Here is an 18,024-nt window from a genome sequence, read left to right on the forward strand (position 1 = left end):
GCACCAAGGGGGCCATGGAGTTGCGGTCCGCCGAGTCCGCAGGGTAGGAGTCCTCCTGTCTCGGCCCTCTCTCTTTGGCCGGTTTTGACGGGACCCTCTTTGGCCGGTTTTCACCTGACCATTGAGGGGCCTGCCGTCTCGGACCTCCGGACCGGCGTGGCCCGCGACTTCTTGTACAGCCAGTACTGGAAGCCACCGAGCGAGACCTGGTGCCGGACCGCGAACTCCTTCTGCGTCAGCCCGCTCGCCTCGAACTCCTCGACTAACTGCTTCCACTCATCCGGATTGGGGCGTCTCATGTCGGGGTGAACCGACGAATCCACCTCGGTTCAGCACGCCCGCCGTCGGTCGCTTACGCAGCACCGTGTCGAAGTTGAGGTCCGGCCGTTGGGCGACCAAAGCGCTCGTCTCCCCTTAGCCCTCGTGCTGTGATGCTTCACCATGGGTGATTGGGCGGTGACGACGCACTGGGCATGGACACGACCTCGAATGCCTGATGCCAGGGACTTTCCGAACCACCGCTGGGCTGCTCGCCTTGGCCGAGTGGGCCCGGGGCTCTGGCAGTTGGAAACGCTCCAGAAGTACGGCTACTACCGTGCCCCCGAAGGGACGGCCGCCGTGGGAGTCCAAGCTCCCGATGGCTATTTGGTGGAATACGGAGGCGGCCCCTTCTCCGCAGCCTGGAACTATCTCGTCGCCACAGAGCCCTCCGGTGCAAGCCGCTTCGCGCGAGCCGCGGGGCTGTTGGGTGAAGACGCCTCCCTCCCGCCTGCGATTCAACACGCGGTGCTGTGCCTACGCACCCCCATCCGCTTCGAGCGCCCTCTTGCGTCCTGGAGTTTGAGCGAAAGCCATCTGGACTCAGCCCCCGCCGCCCGCGTCGCTGAGGCGCTCATCGCCGGAGGCCCCCCTCCTCGCCGGGGACGAATCGAATGCGTAGTGGGACTCTTTACTTTCGAGTTCGGCTGGGTCCACACAGGCGTCCTGACACTGTTCATCGACGAGTCGATGGAGCAAAGCGGGGCCGAACTCGAAGTGACAGGCCGGTTCAACGCACTCTCCGAGACAAAGGAGGTCGGCCCGTTCGCGCACTCCATGTACATGGAGCGACCCACTCCAGTCCCAGTGCCCCTCGTCGCTTGGCCCTTCCCCACGCGGTGAGGACTCTCTCAGAATGAACCGTTCTTCTCCGAAGGAGGGCTGGATGGGTGAATAGTCCAGCAGCAATCGGCGGGACGGCGTGTACCGGCGGGTGGTGGGGCAGGAGCCGCCAGGCGCGCCCACCAACGCGCCCTTGCTCCTCCTGCTTCTGCCTCGACCATCCCCTTCCACCCCAACCGCCGCTTTCAGGGCCGGTACCGCTCCGCCTCCTTGAAGAACTGGGTGAGCGAGTACTCCAACAGCGACTCGCGAGACTGCATGTACCGGCGCGCGCGAAGGAAGGGCAACCAGACGCGCTTCTCAACGCGCACCTGGGACTCTTCCATCTTCTGCCGCAGCACCCACGTCCCTCCCAGCCGCCGCACCAGCACGTCCCCCAGGTAGGCGCCTAGCGCCGGAGCTGTGTGGCTGTCGATGAGTTCGCGCGTGTGCCGCTCCGGGAAGTTGTCCCGCCAGAAGTAGAAGTCCAAGTCCGTGAGGGACTCGGCCGTCTCGTCCATGATGGAGGGCACCTTAGTGTGCAGTGCCGCCACGAGACCTTCGGACAAGTCGCCGTAGGACTCGTGGACGCGCTCCGGATTCACCACGTCCGACGGAAGGGCGACCGGCAGCCACTCATCCGGCACAGGAGGTCGGAAGGCGTTGAACTCGGCAATCTTCCGTTGCCGCTCACTGATGGCGAACTCGTCAGGCAACCGCGAGAGGAACGGCGCCACATCTGGGTGGAAGCACGGCTCGACGGGCACGAGCGCGGCGCGGCGCTCTCTCAGCGTGCGCAGCACCGTGTCGAAGTCGAGGTCCGGCCGTAGGTGGACATGCGCGCGGGCCTGCACCACACGCGACTCCTCACTCGCGAAGTCCGCTGCAGTAGGCCGAAGAACCAGGAGGACGGAGCCCTTAGGAAGCTCAGCCAAGCAAGTGTACCGGGTGATGAAGGCCGCGGGGCTGCAGCTGGCCCGCTACACCGGCAAACCCACGCGAACCCACGAAGGCAAGGTAGCCACCCTCAAGAGCAACCTGCGCTGGCCGCTCAGACGACTTCGAGATTCGTTGCTTGAACGCAGAGCACGTCCAGGTGGCCTTCACGCTGGACTGCTGCGACCGCGAGGACATGGGCTTCGTCGCCACCAAAGGGGCCCTCACCGGCGAGCTGGTGCGCGACTTGATGGCCGAAACGCTCGAGGCCCGGTTCGGCGCGGGCTGCCGCCAGGCATCTCACCCGATTGAATGGCTCACCGATCGCCGCTTCACCCCACTGACCATGTCCGATTTGACAGGGGCAACCCCACGACGCCCGACCGGGGCTCGTCGCGGTGAACGGAATGGCGCCGTTGGGTGGCGCAGCTCGACAAACACGTCTCCTCGCGTATCATCCATCGATGAGCGATAATTCGGTCTCGGGCCGATACCATGCTTGCATCGCGCCCCTCGCGGCCTCCTCGGTGGCGAAAGCGGGTCGGTGCGTGCTGTCGTATGGCCACAATGGCGCCGATCTCGCCCGCGTACGACAGACTCTGACACTGCCCGCGGCACTCGAGCGCTTCTACGAGCAGGCTGATTCCATGCAGATCCGATGGCGCTTGCAACAAGGCGCCGCAATCGAGTACCTCGACCGCGAGATCGACATCGTTGGGGGAGAGGCGAACGTCCTCCCTGTTTCCGCATGCATCGACGGCATCGACGGCCGACGTGGAGCGGACCTCCTCGACCCGTACGGGTCCTTTCCGGAGGCGCGCGGGTTGCTCGACCGCCTCGCGCCTTTCGATTACTGCGAGGGCGAGTTCGCGGTCTGCCTCGAATTGGAATCGGGCCGGGTCCTCGACCGGCTGCATTTCGTGCCACTCGACGGAGTCGGAGAGGTCCGGCCGCTCCCCGTGGGCGTCGAGGACTATTTGCAGCGCGGCTTTGCCATGCGTTTCATACACCACTGGGTCGAGGCAGCACTCTTCGACAGTCCTGACTGGACAGCGTTCTCGAAGCACTATCTCGCGCAGGTCTTCGGTTCGGAATAGGAGACCGATTACTCGCTCTTCACCGGAAGTCGGGGCGTGAAATCTCGTGAGATTTCCGTGTGCTACTGCCGAGGGTTCGACGGGCCGCACCATCGACACCGGAGCATCCGGCCGCTCTCATTCGCTCGTGCAAACGAACCGGGAGAGAACGAGATGGGTCAGCGAGCAAGAATCCCTACTGGGCTCCACGCTACAGCGAGCACTGGCTGATGGAGTGTCACAACCGCCTCTCTCCGAGGCAGGCCCGGCGAGAGTTGATGCAGTCGAGGCAAGCGGCCTGATTACGACCAACCTGGTGTCCCAACAGGTACAGCTGCCCCCACTGGGACCTAAGCCACGGCCGAGAAGCTCAACTCATCGGACCTTCTCAGGAACGAAAATCACCCGCCGTAGAGTCTCCCTGAAAGGAGCGGTGACCATGACGACGTTGACGATGCGGACGAACCCGATGAAGCGCAGCAATCGCAACAGCCTCTGGTCCCAGTTCGACGCCGCCTCCTCGGCCCTCGCGAGCTTCGGCTCGAAGTCCAACATGGGATTTGGCCGCCTCCACGGTCTTCCGCCCGTACCCTCCTGCTGAAGCTCGCGCGCCGTTACCCAAGCGCCAAGCCACGCAGAGGCCGGGCTCCCATCCAGGGGACCCGGCCTCTCGGCCTTCAGGGCTCCTCTTCTTCCACAAACATCCACGGCTCGGGAAGACACGTGGGCCTGTAGCACCCGAGCCTGACAGGGCACATGCCCACACGCCAGAAGTTCGGCTCGCGCCCCGTACCGACAGCATCCAGGTCTCTGACAACTGAATCGTCGTGGTGAATGTCATACCGCCCGCGCGCATCGGGGCGGCAAGCAATCTGCCTCCGTAGCTCATTGGAAGAGCATCCGCCTCTTAAGCGGACGGCGAGGGTTCGAATCCCTCCGGAGGTACTCACAAGCAATCGCAGCACATTCCCCGGTAGCTCAATGGCGGAGCAAGCGGCTGTTAACCGCGAGGCTGAGGGTTCGAGTCCCTCCTGGGGAGCTGATTGAACGGGCCCGCAAACTGGCAGGGCCCTTGCGGTTAACACGAGCCTCGCGATGAATATCGCGGGGCTTTCGTGCTGAAGCCCCTGAATTACAAGGGTTTTCATCCCACGACGATTCAGAGGACACTCTCTACGCTCTGCGACTTAGAACGCGATTGCCCATCCATTCGGCCGCGGATTGGGCTTTCTGGAGCTCTCTTTGGCCCAATCTGGGGAGAGAGGAGCCGAGAGCGGTTAACAGGCGCTGTTAACCGTTGGGGCAGCGGTTAACACAATTCTCTGAGAGTCTTAGTTCTCCGCTCTAGGGTTTCCAGGACGGCCGCTCTCTCTGCTTTCCGGTTTCACCCCTTACATGCTTTGCAGGCTTCCAGAGGGAGTCGCAAGGTGGTTATGGGGCATCTGCGAAGGGCCAGCCTGCGCGCTCCTGTCCTGCGTCCCCGACGATTCCACCTCCCCGCATCGACACCGATCCTCGTGCGGTCCCGGGAACAACCGGTCAAGTCCCGAATCGTGTGTAGTTGATTCGGAGGGGGCTCGGAGAGGAAGGCTCCTTGGCGGGGTCAAGCAGCCGCAGTGTCTGGGGTTGAGTTGAGCAGGGCCATGTCGAGGTAGCGGCGGTCGCCCCAGATGCCAGTCACTTCGAGGGCGACGGCGGAGATGAGGCGCAGGGCGCTGGCACGGCCCAGGAAGGCGCCGACAGCCCGGATGCGGCGCTTGACCTCGCCGTGGAGGCGCTCCAGGCCGTTGGTGCTGCGCAGGTGCTTCCAGTGGGCCGTGGGGAAGGCGAAGAAGCAGGATGTGGCGGCGAAGCCCTGGCGCAGGCACTCCATGGCCTCGGGCACCTGACGCCCCAGGCCCTCCTGGAGGGCCTCCATTCGCTTCCTGGCATCCTGGAGGGTGGGCGCCTCGAAGATTGCCGACGTCTGCTTGCCCAACCGTCCTCGCAGCCTCCAGGGGGTCCTTGGCGAGCACGTTGCGGGTGAGGTGCACGGTGCAGCGCTGGAGCTGGGCCTCGGCCATTGTCCGATGTGCCTCCGCAGACTCGGCGCTCGCGCTCCTCCTCGAGGAGCGTCACGCATCTGATCAGGTGGTATTAGGTGCCCACCTCGCTGATGCCCGTCACCCGGTTGCAGTGTCTGCTTCACTACCAGTAGACGAACACGGACGAGGCTTGATCATTCCAGTTGTGCCACGCGGTGAACGGCCAGAAGTTGGCGTACAAGCCCCAGTCGCTCAGCCTGCGAATGGCCCAGCCGCGGCCAAATACAACTCTGAAGCCTCCGAAGTTGACGTGCTGGAAGAGCACCGTCAGGCTTCCACACTGGGTGCTAAACAGGGACGAGATGCGGTCATTCCAATAGGGCCGGAGGTCGCTGTATCCCCACCCCGGAGGCACAGTGAAAGAGGCCCCCCCATAGTTGGCGTGCTCGCGGAACACCGAGTACGGGTTGCAAGTAGACTTTTGCAGGCTCGTCGGCTGCTCGGAGGGATACTGGTTGGTGGCCCGCAAGTACGCCTGCAGGTCCGCGGAGGTGCGGAAGCCCTGCAGCACGTTGAGCTCCGCCGACCGGTCGTCGAGAACGTAGTACGGGAGGAAGATGTCCTGCTGGAGGAGTTGCGCAGCGGTGTACTGCACTCCGTCCACCAGGATTGGCAGATCGGGCAGGAAAGAGTCCTCGTACTGAAGCTCGGGGTCACGGGGAGGCGGGTCCGTGAACAGCGCCGCCAGGGACGCCTGGACGAGTTGGGCGCCCGGGATGGGGGTGGCCGGCGTCTGGTGCGGGGGTGTGCGCTCCTGGGAAGGGGGCAGGGGCACGCAGACGGCGGCCCATGCATCCCCCACGGCCTGCACCGTGGCTGCGTCGTAGCCGAGCTCCCGCGCGGCCTGCACGGTGTACGTCTTCGCCTGCTCGAACGTGGTGCTCTGCGTGAAGATGTCCGTGTTGGCCTTGTAGAAGATGCGGCCGGCTTTCTCGGGGCCAATCGCCGTCACATTGACCGTGGTCTTCCCGCGCGGGTGCGTGCCGCCCTTGGAGAGTAGGGCGAACGCGAGGTTGCTGATGCCGGAGCTGTAGTGCACGTCCACGCCGGACGAGTAGTCACCGTAGCAGTCCAGCGAGTCGGCGTCCTTGGCCGGGTCGTCCATGTACCGCAGCGCGTCCCCGGGGATGCCAGGCGTCCAGACGTCCTCGCCAATCTTGAAGACATCCGCGTCCGTGGACCAGCCTCGCGTCCAGCTCTCGCACACGCCGGAGAAGATGTCGGACATGGACTCGTTGAGTCCGCCGGACTGGCCGGAGTAGGTGAGGTTGGACTCGTACTCCGTCACGGCGTGGGTCAGCTCGTGGACGGTGACGTCCGCGTCCTTGCCCAGCTCGATGGAGTCCACACCGTTGCCGTCGCCGTACACCACCTGGGTGCCGTCCCAGTACGCGTTCACGTAGTTGGTGCGGTAGTGAACGGTGCTGATGAGCGTGGCGCCCGCGTTGTCGATGGAGTCGCGGCCGAACAGCGTGTTGTAGCAGTCGTAGGTGAACCCGAGCTGGTCGTAGTTCTGGTCCACGTGGGCGTCGCCGATGGCGACCTGGCCCTCGGAGCGCTTGAGCGTGCCCGGCGTGGTGGACTTGTTGTTGGCGCTGTAGACGCGGCGCTTGAGGGCGGAGTGGATTTGCGGATGCACGGAGAGCAGCGCGCCGTTCTGCGCGTCGACGAAGACGAGGTCATCCGACGGCATGCCGTCGCGCTGGCCCTTGACTCGGACCTGCCACGCCAGATGCAGTTCCTTGACGCCTTCGGGGCGCAGGAATACGCGCTCCACCGGGCCGCCGACGAAGGCTGGCTCGGCGCGCGAGCCGCTCACCGCGAGCTTCGCGGCGGCCTCAGGTGACACCTTCGCGTTCGTAGGGGCCGGAGTCCCGCCGCGCGCCGAGCCGTTGGCTGCGTACACCCGGCCTTGCGGGTCCACATGCACTACCAACTGGCCACCGATGACGGGCAGGCCCTGGTGGAATTGCTGGAAGCGCAGGTGCCGGTGGCCCTGCGCGTCCACGGACTGCTTGAGGAAACGCAGGTCATTGCCGTCGAGACGGAACACCGGCGCCAGGTCGCTCAGCACCGCGCGCACGTCCTCACCGGACTCTCGCGCTTGCGGTGCTGACGTCTGCGACACGCTTCCGAAGTTGCCTCGGACGAAGTAGGGCACGTCATCCTGGGCTCCGAGCACCTCGACTTCCTTCAAGCGTGCCAGCGCCGACTTCATGTCGGCATCCTTAGCGGAGCCGGTGTCGCGCGGGGCCTCCTCGATGTCTGGGATTTCAGTGACACAGGCCAACTGCGAGAACAGCAGGCATGCACCGACCCAGCGAATGCTGCGCATCATAGTCTACCCCCGCCCATGGCGGCTGCGTCTGTCATTCAAGGCAGATTCGCGAGTCCTTTGATATACAGGAAAACCACTACGGGGCCCGAGGAGGCGTGGAGTCGTGCGACGCTGGCGTTGCAGCCAGGCGCGACCGTCAGGGCATCCTGCACCTCGCCGCACACAGCTGCGCTTGGAGTTACCCTCGTCCAATCGGACAGGGTCAGTGGGGTGAATTCGCGAGCCGGAACTCGCGCGGGGAGCGCATCTTCAGGGCCTTGTGCGGATACACGGCGTTGTAGTCGTCGAACCAGCGGGGCAACTGCTGGAGAACCAGCTCGGCACTGTCCAGGCGGTTCAGGTACACGGAGTCGCGCTTGAAGCTCTTCACGAAGGACTCCGCCATGCCGTTGCTCTCCGGCGAGTAGGCCGGCGTGGTGCGGATGAGCAGCCCCAGGCTGGCCCCGAATTCGCGCGTCGGGTGGGCCGTGAAGGCCGGCCCGTTGTCGGTGAGCCATTCAATCGGGTGCGGCGCCTGGCGGCAGCCCGCGCCGAACCGGATCACGCCCAGAGAGCGACATCTTGCTCATCAAGGCTGCGGCCCAAGTGGTGGTCGGCTCGTGGACCGGCGCGGTGGATGCGAACGGAGCTCCGGGCAACGGCTACGGGATGCTGCGCATGAAGGTGGGTGCAGAGTCGGGGAATATCCAGGTCGCAAGAAGGCCTACTTCGTGGCTGACGAGAACGCCGGCTCGGTAAAGGCGAAGCTCTACGACACCAAGTATGGTGACCACAGCGGCTCACTCACGGTCGAGGGCATCAAGATTCCTGCTGGCGCCATTCTCGAGGCACAGGTCGTCACGCAGGACGAGTAGCCTCCGAGCAGGGTGTCAGCTCGGCGATGAGATTTGAAATCATCGTCAGGCTCCTGGCCACGCCAGCTCGCGCTGGAGAAGCGAGTCCGCGGGCATCTCCACCTTCGCGGCCCGCGACGCGCGGAAGGCCTCGCCCACGACGCCGACGGCCGGATCCGCGAGCACACGGCCGTCCAGCCAGTAGCGGCTCTCCGTCTCCGCACGCAGGAGGCTCTGCACCCAGCCGGCGAGCATCGGCATCTGCTCCTCGACGTTGGCGCGTGGCAGCTTCGTACCGCGCGCCAGCATCACGCTGAAGAAGCCATGGACAGCACTCGCGCGGACAGTGAGGCCGCTGCACGCGGCCACTCCGCTCGCAAAGCTCGCGGCTTGGTTCCGCCACTGCCTCTCCTTCCTTCAGCTCATATGAGCCCTGCCGCAGCCGAGTTAGCAGCCGATCACGCCACCTGTAGAAACGATGTGCTGGTTACCGTTCCAGTTGATGCGGCCTTCAGCAGTGACGCAATTTCGAGGTGAGTTCACGCGGACTGGTCCGGCGTAGTAGGCGTACTGGTCGGCATCGACGATGATTGCCAGGGCGGCACCGCAACCACTGCCCGGATTGACGGTCGAGCACTTGGTCAATTGTACCTCTGTATACGTCATTACCCCGTATGCGGGCCCGAGACGGTTGAATCGCGCGCAATTGTTGCCGTTGCTCGGATTGTAATACACCACGAGCTCTCCAACCACGGTGCCACCCGCGAAAGCTGCCTTCCTGAAAATAAGATTTCCTCCGCAGTCGGCAGCCTGTGCGGATGATACCGGAACGACGAGGCCAATAATGGTGCCGAAAATCGCTGCGGACATGCTGACGCTTCGTTTCATGAACGATCCTCTCAAGGTTAGCGAACGCATCCGTAGTTTCTTCGCCGGCGCGCCCAACATGCCACAAACCGCTTAATCCCACTAGCCGCAACAGACGACTCGTCGCGCGTAGGCCTACTTGATGATATGCATAGGCATCGTCGACATCGGAGGAATGTATGGGTCCGCTCACAAACGATTTGTCCATGAGAGGCGCTCGCTCCCTAGGAAAGCAGACGAGCAGGGCAGACAAGGCGATCGACTGCCGAACACGGTGATGGAGTTGGGAAGTATGCAGTCGCAAGCTGAGGCAGCAGAGACCTGACGCAGTAAGCCAGACAACGCCAGGGCAGGCAGTAGAAGAGGACCAGACCGAGCACGCCGGGCACTCGCGACACTTCGCACGCGGTACAGCCCCGGCGCCGTCACCCGCACCGTGGCCATGCCGCTGCCCTGGCGGTTGAGGTCCGCCGTCCCACGCAGCCACCGCACGCGCCTCTCAGCGCCCGCGGACTGGAGCTCAGCAACCCCACCCCGCCTCTCGTGGACGAATACCTCCACCGTCAGCTCCCGCCGGCCGTCGTCCTCCTTCTCCACATCCCGCGTCAGCCGCATCCGCATGGGGGCCACCTCCGACACCAGTAGGCGTTGGGTGCGAAGGAGGGGCAATCCCCCGAGGGAGGTAGGCGTCGGCAGCTTCATGACGCTCACCAAGTCGTGAAGGAGTGCGGGGCCCTAGCTCGGCGGGGAGGCGGATATCCCACCTAGCGGCCACAGAAGGGCAGCAGCCTCGCTCGTCCTCGGCGTCGACCTCCAGCACCGTCTGCTGCATGGCGCCGCCCTTGGCGGTGAGCGAGCCCAGGTCATTGAAGGCCTTGATGATGCCGAGCACCGTCCCGAACAGGCCAATGAAGGGGTCGTCGTTGCCCAGCGTGCCCAGGAAGGACAGGAAGCGCTCGTACTGGGGGCGCTCGCGCGCCACGGTGGAGGCGATGACCTGCTCCACGGTGTCGGCGCCCTGGGACGCGGACGCCAGGGCCTCCCAGATGACGGCGGCCTCCATGCCACGGTGCTTCCCCACCGCCTCCAGCCCCCCACGCCAGCCGCACCGCCAGGAGCTCCGAGTCCGGAAGCCGGTGGCGCGCGAAGTAGACGGAGCGCTCCAGCATGACGGCGATGGACAACATGGACAGGACGACGAGCACCCACAACACCCACTCGGCGCTGGTGAGCGTCACCCCCAGCAGCTTGCCGCTGAGCCACCCCAGATGCTCGGCGGGAACCTGCGCGGGTACGAACAAAGACAGGGTGATTTCCGCTCGATAGATGCGGTGCGCGAAGGGACCACCGCCCCCACTGGAAAGTGTCACCTCGAACGTTCCGGGGAGAAGACCCGGCGCGACCGGTCCTCTTGTCCCGCGGGCCGAGTTCCCAAGTCAGGCCTGACCCCGTCTTGGAATGAGGGCTTTGCTTGCCACGCCTGGAGTCAGGCTTGCCCTTACCAACCCCCCATGTCTGAATTCCAACCCGCCCCTTTCCCTTATCAGGAGAAGCCCCCATGTCTTCCATTCCCTATCAGCGTCATGGATTGTCCATCCTGTCGCTGCTCTCCGTCATCGTCCTGGCAGGCTGCGGAGCCGAACCCGACCTCACAGCGAGCGAGTCCCGGAGCACGGCGCCCGCGGAGTGGGCCGCGTGGCCCCGAGCCGCCCTGGAGCGCTCCGCGGCCGAGGTCGAAACGCCCTCCCAGTCGCGCCTGTCGGAGCAGGCGTTGCGCGTGCGGGATGAGGCAAGGCTTGTCACCTCCCATGGAATGGCGGTGGACCTGACGGTGGGCACCGCTTCGGCGCCCACCGCTGAGCGGGCGTTGGCGGCGCTCGCGGCCTGCCAGCCGAATGCCTGGGCCGTTCAGCCGCAGGTGGCGCCCGGGAGGATCCTGGCCGGTGTCGCCTACGGCGACGGCCTCTATGTGGCGGTGGGAGACAGCGGGGAGATCCTCACCTCCGGCAATGGGACGGCCTGGAGCGACCTGTCCACCGCTTCAAGCCCCTTCTCCTATCTGGACGTGGCGTACGACGGGGGCGGGACCTTCGTCGCGGTGGGGACCGAAGGGCGCATCTCGCTGTTGAGCGGGCCGGTCACGGGGACCGTGTCCTTCGGTTCGGGCTTCGTGTTCGGCCACGTGGCCTATGGCAACGGAGCCTGGGTCGTCACGGGGGGATACCTGGACGCCAGCTTCCGTTGGTACTCGTTGATCATCGCGTCGACGGACGGAGGGCTCTCCTGGAACGTCGTCAGCTCCATCCCCGCGTCGGGAGCGACCACTGTGGGCCGTGGCGTCGCGTTCGGGAATGGCGTGTTCGTCGTGACGGGCCCGACGGGCGACGTCTACTCCTCGTCCGATGGGACGACCTGGTCCTATGCCGCCTACGTGCCCGGCGCGGACTTCAAGTTCGTCGCCTCCGGCGGGGGGCAGTTCGTGGGGGGCACCTCGAATGGAAGGATCTACAAGTCCACCACGGGGCAGTCGTGGTCCCTGGATGCGACGCCCAGCACCCTGGCCTGGTTCAGTGGCGCGTATCTGGATGGCGTCTGGGTCCTCGTCGGCCAGGGAGGACAGATCGCGAGTTCGACAGGCTCCGGGTCGTGGGTGAGCCGGAGCTCGGGGACGTCGAACAGCCTGGAGACGGTGACCGCGGGACCGGCGGCCTGGGTGAGCGTGGGCACATCCAACCCGGGCAATCAGCGGATCGTGACCTCGTCCTGCCCGTTGCCCGACCTGGCCCCCTTCACGCCGTCCGGCTGGTCCGCGCCCATCGTGGTGTCCAACCAGCCCGGGACGAGCACGAACAGCGCCGTCATCACGACGGCACAGTCGGTCTACATCGACCTGGCCTGGGCCAACTTCGGCAACGCCGACGCGGGGCCCTTCACCGTCCTGCTCACGCTGCAGGGCAGCTCCCTGGTCACCGCGTCCTCCACCGGCCTCCTGTCGCTGTCGGGCCAGGGGGTGACGGACATCCAGCTGAATCCCCTGCCCGCGGGCACCTACACCCTCACCATGCGCGTGGATGATGGCAATGCCGTCCAGGAGAGCAACGAGGCGAACAACAGCTACACGCGGACCTTCTCCGTGAGCCCCTGAGCGGATGGCGAGCGGCCGATGGCAGCAAGGGTGCCACCCGCCACTGGCGGGCGAACCACAGCAGCGAAGCTCAAATAATCGGGCCTTGTCAGGAACGAAAACCACCCGCCGTAGAGTTTCCCCGAAAGGAGCGGCGACCATGACGATGTTGACGATGCGGACGAACCCGATGAAGCGCAGCAATCTCGACAACCTCTGGTCCCAGTTCAGCGCCGCCTCCGGCTCCCTTGTGAGCTTCGCCACGAAGTCCCTCGTGGGATTCGACCGGCTCGGCGCCCATCCGCCCGTACCCTGCTGACGCTCGCGCTCCTTCACTGGCGCGCCAAGCCACGCAGAGGCCGGGCTCCCATCCAGGGGACCCGGCCTCTCGGCGTTCTGGGCCCCTCTTCTTCCGAAAAATCGAGCAGCCGGGAAGACGCGCGGGCCTGTAGCGCCCGAGCCCGACAGGGCACGTGGTCGCACGTGAGAAATCCCGTTCGAGCCTTCGTACCCGACAGCATCCAGGTCTCTGACAACTGAATCGTCGTGGTGAATGTATGCCGCCCGCGAGCATCCGGGGCGGCGAGCAATCTGCCTCCGTAGCTCATTGGAAGAGCATCCGCCTCTTAAGCGGACGGCGAGGGTTCGAATCCCTCCGGAGGTACTCACACAACAAACGCAGCACATTTCCCGGTAGCTCAATGGCGGAGCAGGCGGCTGTTAACCGCAAGGCTGAGGGTTCGAGTCCCTCCTGGGAAGCTTCACATCTGCCGACCTGGCGTAGGTGGTCCGCGCGCCCGTCTGAAGAGCGGGAGGACTCGGTTCGATTCCGAGGGTCGGCACTCGCAGCACGTTTCATCTTCATAGGCCGCGCTCCGGGAGCAGCTTGGAATCCAAATCCGAGCGTGCGGGGTTCAACTCCTCGGCGGCCTGTCTTCTTGCCCCTGTAGCTCAACTGGTAGCAGCACCGGTTTCGTAAACCGGGGGTTGTCGGTTCGAACCCGACCGGGGGCACTGTTTCACGCGAGTCATCATGGGTCCGTAGCTCAATGGGAGAGCACTCGGTTTGCACCCGAGCGGTCCGGGTTCGAGTCCCGGCGGTTCCACTTCTTGCCCTTGTAGCTCAGTGGATGAGAGCGCACGGTTCCGAACCGTGAGGCCGCAGGTTCAATCCCTGCCAGGGGCACTGTTTCTCCTCACGCTCCTGTAGCTCAGCGGAATCAGAGCACGCGCGTCCTAAGCGCAAGGTCGCAGGTTCGAATCCTGCCGGGAGCATCTGCGCGGTTCACTTCTTCTTGCGGTGTGGGGTCGGTGCCCCACTGGGCCTCATAAGCCCGGCCTCCAGGGTTCGACTCCCTGCTCCGCAACTCGTCTTTCGCACGCCGAGCCAGCTGGAGACGGCGACGGTCCCACACACCGTTCTCGCCGGGTTCGATCCCCGGGGCGTGCACTCTGTCCTCGAAGTCCTGCCGGTGTAGCCCAATAGGTAGAGGTGCCAGGTCGAGAACCTGGAGGTTGCGGGTTCGACTCCCGCCGCCGGCATTGTTGTCGTCGTCGCAGGTCAGCAGGAACTCCCGAAGTCCGTCCGCGTAGCCCAAACGGGAGAGGCCGCCGGCTCAAACCCGGCCCAGTGCGAGTTCGACTCTCGCCGCGGATACAAACGAAAGGCGTTGCGTCATGGAGACGCTGGTACTCAGTCAGTCCTTCGAGCCCGTCGCGCGGATTCCCTGGCAGCGCGCCGTCATGCTCATCTTCCAGGGCAAGGTCGAGGTGGTCGAGGAGTACGAGGACCGCTTCGTGCGCTCGGTGACGGTGGAGATTCGCATGCCGTCCGTCATCCGGTTCTTCCGCGGCCTTCGCAAGGGGCCCAAGGGCGTGAAGTTCAGCCGGGAGAACGTCTACGTGCGAGACCACTGCCGCTGCCAGTACTGCGGCCTGAAGGTGTCGCGCGCGGAGGCCACGTATGACCACGTGGTGCCCCGCGCCCAGGGTGGCCGCACCACCTGGGACAACGTCGTCATCGCCTGCGTGCCCTGCAACCAGAAGAAGGGCAACCGGACGCCGGAGCACGCGAAGATGGCGCTGCGCTGCGCCCCGGTGAAGCCCAAGAAGTTGCCGGACACCCTGCACCTGTCGTTCGTCTTCGACAAGGGCATGCCCATGTCGTGGGCCAAGTTCCTCAGGGACGTGGCGTACTGGCATGGCGAGCTGGAGTCCTGAGCTCCCCCGAGTGAAGGAGGTCCGCCAGAGGCGGGCTTCCGTCCCCTTCGTCTCCGCCCGCGCGGGTGACGGGGGATGAGGAGGTCCGCCAGAGGTGGACCTCCCGCCCGGAGGAAGCTCCCCGCGCGCCGGCAGGCGGGAGCGCCGCTGCCGGCACATTTTCCTGGAAGACCGACGCCAGAGGCTGGCGGCCCGTTTCGAAAACGGTGCGGGTGCATGACGCGCTCGGGGTTCGAGTCCCCTGTCTTCCGCTGTCTCTTGGAGCATGCAGGCCGGGTGGCCGGCCGCCCGGCTGGAAATCGGGAGGGCCCTTCGGGGCTCGTGGTTCGACTCCACCCTGCTCCGGTCTGTCTCTTTGGAAGTTGGACTGGCGATGGCGCCAGGCCCCGCTGCTACCGGGTGCGAGCCGGCCTTCCGGCTTGGGGTTCGAGTCCTCCGACTTCCGCTGCCACACCCGCCCACCCTGGGTCCGGGCTCCGCTCGCACAGGCGGGCCTGTTGCCGGCCCCTGGCCGGGATTGCGCGCTCACCTCGACGGTTCAGCGGTTAGAGTGCGTGCTCCGGCGAGGGGGCGGTTGACGAGACATGGCGACGAGGAAGACCGAGGACCAGGAGCGACTCATCGACCGGGACCTGACCGCGTTGGCCCGCGAGGGCCGGCTGCCGGCCGCCCATGGCGTGGACGCCGCGGTGACGGAGGTCCTCGCGTTGCTGACGCGCGGTGGCAAGCATCCCCTGCTGGCCGGAGACCCCGGCGTGGGCAAGAGCGCGCTCGTGCAGGAGGTGGCCCGCCGCATCGCCGAGGGCCGCGTGGACGCGGAGCTGGTGCAGGCCCGGCTGGTGGAGGTGTCCATCGCCAACATCCTCGCGCGCTCCACCCAACGACAGGCGGCGGAGAGCTTCGAGGAGCTGCTGGCCCGGCTCGCCCGGCAGGCCTGCCCCATCGTCTATATCCGTGATCTGCCCGCGGCGCTGGGTGGCCCCCTGGCGCCCGTCGCCGTGCGGGCGCTGCGCACCAGCGGCATGCGGTTCATCTTCGAGACCGAGCCCAAGCGCGTCCAGGAGCTGCTGCGCTCCGACGAGGCGCTGGCCGAGCGGCTCCACCTGCTGCCCCTGCACGAGCCTCCGCTGGAGAAGGCGCGCTGGGTGCTGGGCCGGGTGGCGGAGGAGCTCGAGCGTGAGCTGAGGCTGCCCATCGACCCGGCGGCGTGTGACCTGGCGCTGCGACTTTCAGCCAAGTTCCTGCTCGCGCAGCGCATGCCGCGCAAGGCCATCGAGCTGCTCAAGGAGACGGCGGCGGAGGCCGCGGGCGCGGCCAAGGACCACGTGGGTCCCGAGGACGTGCTCACGCGCTTCTGCGCCGCCACGCGCCTGCCACGCTTCGTGGTGGACGACGCGATGCCGTTGGACCTGGAGGAGACCGAGCGCTTCTTCGGCGAGCGGCTCCTGGGACAGACGGACGCGGTGGCGGCGGTGCTGCGCTCGGTGGCGCTGCTCAAGGCCGGATTGAACGACCCGCGCCGGCCGCTGGGCGTGTTCCTGTTCGCGGGCCCCACGGGCGTGGGCAAGACGCAGCTGGCGAAGCTGCTGGCGGAGTACCTCTTCGGCTCGGCGGACAGACTGGTGCGCCTGAACATGGCGGACTACCCGAACGACGGCGACGAGAGCGTGCCCTTCGGCGCGTCCTGGGCGCCGGCGCTGGAGACCCGCCGCGGCGAGCTGACGGCGCTGCTCGACGGCAAGGTGTTCTCCGTGCTGCTGCTCGACGAGTTCGAGAAGGCCGCGCGCAGCGTGCATGACCGCTACCTCCAGCTCTTCGATGAGGGCACGTTCGTCAACGGCGCGGGCGAGGTGGTGTCGTGCAACAACACGCTCATCGTCGCCACGTCCAACGTGGGCGCGGAGGTGTACCGGGAGCCCGCCATGGGCTTCGCGGGCACTCGGCGCGCGGAGGAGATGGTGACGGAGGTGGACCGGCGCATCGGCGAGTCCTTCCGTCCGGAGTTCCTCAACCGCTTCGACGCCATCTGTCACTTCCAGCCGCTGTCCAAGGTGGACATCCGCAAGATTGCCCAGCGCGAAGTGGGCCGCGTGCTGGAGCGCGAGGGCATCCGCGCGCGCTCGCTGGACGTGGAGGTGACGCCCGAGGTGGTCGACATCCTCGTCGAGCGCGGGTACTCGCCGCAGTTCGGCGCACGCTACCTGCAGCGCGAAATCGAGAAGACGCTCACCGCGGCGCTCGCGGTGGAGATTGCTCGCAAGCCGCTGCCCCCGGGCACGCCGGTGCGCGTGGAGGCGCGCGCGGGGGACCGCGTGGTGGCCGTGGCCGAGCCCGCCGCTCCGCCGCCGTCGCCCACCGCGCAGTTGCTCTTGCCGTCCGCGCGCGCGGCTCCGGTGAAGCGTCGCCTGGACCGCAAGTCGCTGCTGGTGGAGATGGACCGGCTGGTGGGCAAGGCGCGCGCGCTGGCGGCGTCCTCCGGACGACCGGAGCTGGAGGAGCGCAGGACGTCCCTGCTCACGGAGACACAGGCGCCCAACCTCTGGGACGACCCCACGCACGCGGCGGACGTCATCCGCGCCTTCCGTCTGGTGGAAGCCCACCTCAACGAGATGGAGCGACTGGAGGCGGCGTGTCTGTTCGCCCGCCGGCTGGTGCGAGAGGCGAAGAACGAGGTGCAGCTGGGCTCCGCGGCGAGGCAGGTGGAAGAGGTCGCGCGCGAGATGCAGATGGCCGAGGCGCTGCATGCCTCGGGGGCCTCGCAGCAGGACACCGAGGCGCTGGTGGACATCTGCGCGAGCGACTCGGCGGAGACGCAGGCGGTGTGGGTGCAGGAGCTGGCCACCATGTACCTGGGGTGGGCGCAGCGCCGGGGCTACGAGGCGGTGGCGGTGGCCGAGGCAGACGAGCCTTCGCGCGTCGTGGTGCGCATCGCCGGCCCGGGTGCGTACGGCTTCCTCGCGGGAGAGGCGGGCATGCACCGGCGCCTGGAGGACGAGAAGCGCCAGCGCGCCTATGTCCGCGTGCACCGGGGCGGCGCGCTGTCCGAGGAGGAGCTGGAGCTCTTGGAGGTGCTGGGCCGTCCGGTGAAGAGCCACGAGGGCGCCTACCTCCAGCGCGTGCGCACCGAGGTGACGGTGAAGGACGAGTCCACCGGGCGCGTGCTCACGCTCACCGGCGCGGGCGAGCTGGAGGAGCTCAAGGACATCGCGGCGCGCGTGGTGGCGGGCCAGGGTGGCAGCACGGACGAGGCGCGCCGCTACTACCTGGGGCGCAGCGCCCGGGTGGAGGACCCGCGCACCGGCGCCGGCACGCCGCGCGTGAAGGACGTGCTGCGCGGCGAGCTGGACGTGTTCATCGCCGCGTGGATTTCACGCGCCCCCACCGAGCCTCCGCTGGGGAGCTGAAG

General features: G+C 66.4%; 11 protein-coding genes, 13 tRNA genes and 5 pseudogenes. 20 read left to right on the plus strand and 9 right to left on the minus strand.

Annotated elements, in window-relative coordinates; all coding sequences use genetic code 11:
• Positions 1-110: 110 nt before the first annotated feature.
• Both tnpA and LXT21_RS04875 read right to left on the minus strand, forming a co-directional pair.
• Positions 111-299: an IS66 family insertion sequence element accessory protein TnpA gene (gene tnpA / locus LXT21_RS04870; RefSeq protein WP_254036937.1), complete on the minus strand. Its 189-nt coding sequence runs from the start codon at positions 297-299 to the stop codon at positions 111-113.
• Between the two features lie 1,047 nt (positions 300-1,346).
• Positions 1,347-2,069, minus strand: a pseudogene (locus tag LXT21_RS04875) (hypothetical protein); the annotation flags it as partial.
• A gap of 4 nt (positions 2,070-2,073) precedes the next feature.
• On the opposite strand from LXT21_RS04875, the pseudogene LXT21_RS04880 reads away from it, so the two are divergent.
• Together LXT21_RS04880 and LXT21_RS04885 are read left to right on the plus strand one after the other, a co-directional pair.
• Positions 2,074-2,401 (plus strand): annotated as a pseudogene (locus LXT21_RS04880) (IS3 family transposase); the annotation flags it as partial.
• A gap of 223 nt (positions 2,402-2,624) precedes the next feature.
• Positions 2,625-3,173, plus strand: a complete 549-nt coding sequence (locus LXT21_RS04885) for a hypothetical protein (RefSeq protein WP_254036939.1) — start codon at positions 2,625-2,627, stop codon at positions 3,171-3,173.
• A 354-nt stretch (positions 3,174-3,527) separates the two neighbouring features.
• Here LXT21_RS04885 and LXT21_RS04890 read toward each other — a convergent pair whose 3' ends face one another.
• Positions 3,528-3,707, minus strand: a complete 180-nt coding sequence (locus tag LXT21_RS04890; protein WP_254036940.1) for a hypothetical protein — start codon at positions 3,705-3,707, stop codon at positions 3,528-3,530.
• 319 nt (positions 3,708-4,026) lie between these two features.
• Between LXT21_RS04890 and LXT21_RS04895 the strand changes: the two genes are divergently transcribed.
• Together LXT21_RS04895 and LXT21_RS04900 are read left to right on the plus strand one after the other, a co-directional pair.
• A tRNA-Lys gene (locus tag LXT21_RS04895) sits at positions 4,027-4,097 on the plus strand.
• Positions 4,098-4,119: 22 nt separating this feature from the next.
• Positions 4,120-4,191, plus strand: a tRNA-Asn gene (locus tag LXT21_RS04900).
• Positions 4,192-4,755: 564 nt separating this feature from the next.
• Here LXT21_RS04900 and LXT21_RS04905 read toward each other — a convergent pair.
• From LXT21_RS04905 to LXT21_RS04915, 3 genes and pseudogenes are all read right to left on the minus strand, one after another.
• Positions 4,756-5,233 (minus strand): annotated as a pseudogene (locus LXT21_RS04905) (transposase); the annotation flags it as partial.
• A gap of 106 nt (positions 5,234-5,339) precedes the next feature.
• Positions 5,340-7,454 carry a M4 family metallopeptidase gene (locus LXT21_RS04910; RefSeq protein WP_254036941.1) on the minus strand — a complete coding sequence of 705 codons (2,115 nt, stop codon included), beginning with the start codon at positions 7,452-7,454 and terminating at the stop codon, positions 5,340-5,342.
• A gap of 322 nt (positions 7,455-7,776) precedes the next feature.
• Positions 7,777-8,079 (minus strand): annotated as a pseudogene (locus tag LXT21_RS04915) (integrase core domain-containing protein); the annotation flags it as partial.
• 205 nt (positions 8,080-8,284) lie between these two features.
• On the opposite strand from LXT21_RS04915, the gene LXT21_RS04920 reads away from it, so the two are divergent.
• Entirely contained in the window at positions 8,285-8,428 is a 144-nt protein-coding gene (locus LXT21_RS04920; protein ID WP_254036942.1) for a hypothetical protein, read from the plus strand.
• A 45-nt stretch (positions 8,429-8,473) separates the two neighbouring features.
• On the opposite strand, the gene LXT21_RS04925 is transcribed toward LXT21_RS04920, so the two are convergent.
• The 3 genes and pseudogenes from LXT21_RS04925 to LXT21_RS04935 form a co-directional block, all read right to left on the minus strand.
• Positions 8,474-8,776: a hypothetical protein gene (locus LXT21_RS04925; RefSeq protein ID WP_254036943.1), complete on the minus strand. Its 303-nt coding sequence runs from the start codon at positions 8,774-8,776 to the stop codon at positions 8,474-8,476.
• 78 nt (positions 8,777-8,854) lie between these two features.
• Positions 8,855-9,295, minus strand: a complete 441-nt coding sequence (locus LXT21_RS04930) for a hypothetical protein (protein ID WP_254036944.1) — start codon at positions 9,293-9,295, stop codon at positions 8,855-8,857.
• Between the two features lie 793 nt (positions 9,296-10,088).
• A pseudogene (locus LXT21_RS04935) lies at positions 10,089-10,581 on the minus strand (MotA/TolQ/ExbB proton channel family protein); the annotation flags it as partial.
• A gap of 251 nt (positions 10,582-10,832) precedes the next feature.
• Here LXT21_RS04935 and LXT21_RS04940 point away from each other — a divergent pair.
• From LXT21_RS04940 to LXT21_RS05010, 15 genes are all read left to right on the plus strand, one after another.
• Positions 10,833-12,419, plus strand: a complete 1,587-nt coding sequence (locus tag LXT21_RS04940) for a CARDB domain-containing protein (protein ID WP_254036945.1) — start codon at positions 10,833-10,835, stop codon at positions 12,417-12,419.
• Positions 12,420-12,558: 139 nt separating this feature from the next.
• The gene (locus LXT21_RS04945; protein WP_254036946.1) at positions 12,559-12,717 is read left to right on the plus strand and encodes a hypothetical protein; all 159 of its coding nucleotides are present in this window, start codon (positions 12,559-12,561) and stop codon (positions 12,715-12,717) included.
• 274 nt (positions 12,718-12,991) lie between these two features.
• A tRNA-Lys gene (locus tag LXT21_RS04950) sits at positions 12,992-13,062 on the plus strand.
• A gap of 23 nt (positions 13,063-13,085) precedes the next feature.
• A tRNA-Asn gene (locus LXT21_RS04955) sits at positions 13,086-13,157 on the plus strand.
• Between the two features lie 10 nt (positions 13,158-13,167).
• Positions 13,168-13,240, plus strand: a tRNA-Phe gene (locus tag LXT21_RS04960).
• A 98-nt stretch (positions 13,241-13,338) separates the two neighbouring features.
• Positions 13,339-13,412: transfer RNA gene (locus tag LXT21_RS04965), tRNA-Thr, on the plus strand.
• A gap of 21 nt (positions 13,413-13,433) precedes the next feature.
• Positions 13,434-13,504, plus strand: a tRNA-Ala gene (locus LXT21_RS04970).
• Between the two features lie 6 nt (positions 13,505-13,510).
• Positions 13,511-13,584 (plus strand) — tRNA-Arg (locus LXT21_RS04975).
• A 14-nt stretch (positions 13,585-13,598) separates the two neighbouring features.
• Positions 13,599-13,673: transfer RNA gene (locus LXT21_RS04980), tRNA-Arg, on the plus strand.
• A 193-nt stretch (positions 13,674-13,866) separates the two neighbouring features.
• Positions 13,867-13,940, plus strand: a tRNA-Leu gene (locus LXT21_RS04985).
• Positions 13,941-13,981: 41 nt separating this feature from the next.
• Positions 13,982-14,055: transfer RNA gene (locus LXT21_RS04990), tRNA-Leu, on the plus strand.
• A gap of 20 nt (positions 14,056-14,075) precedes the next feature.
• Positions 14,076-14,618 (plus strand): HNH endonuclease, encoded by a 543-nt coding sequence (locus LXT21_RS04995; RefSeq protein ID WP_074949914.1) that lies wholly within the window; start codon positions 14,076-14,078, stop codon positions 14,616-14,618.
• Positions 14,619-14,783: 165 nt separating this feature from the next.
• Positions 14,784-14,869 (plus strand) — tRNA-Ser (locus tag LXT21_RS05000).
• A gap of 9 nt (positions 14,870-14,878) precedes the next feature.
• Positions 14,879-14,963: transfer RNA gene (locus tag LXT21_RS05005), tRNA-Ser, on the plus strand.
• A gap of 239 nt (positions 14,964-15,202) precedes the next feature.
• Complete coding sequence (locus tag LXT21_RS05010) at positions 15,203-18,022, plus strand: AAA family ATPase (RefSeq protein WP_254036947.1); 2,820 nt, start codon at positions 15,203-15,205, stop codon at positions 18,020-18,022.
• Positions 18,023-18,024 lie beyond the last annotated feature (2 nt).

The organism is Myxococcus guangdongensis, from assembly GCF_024198255.1.
GTDB classification, from domain to species: Bacteria; Myxococcota; Myxococcia; order Myxococcales; family Myxococcaceae; genus Myxococcus; species Myxococcus guangdongensis.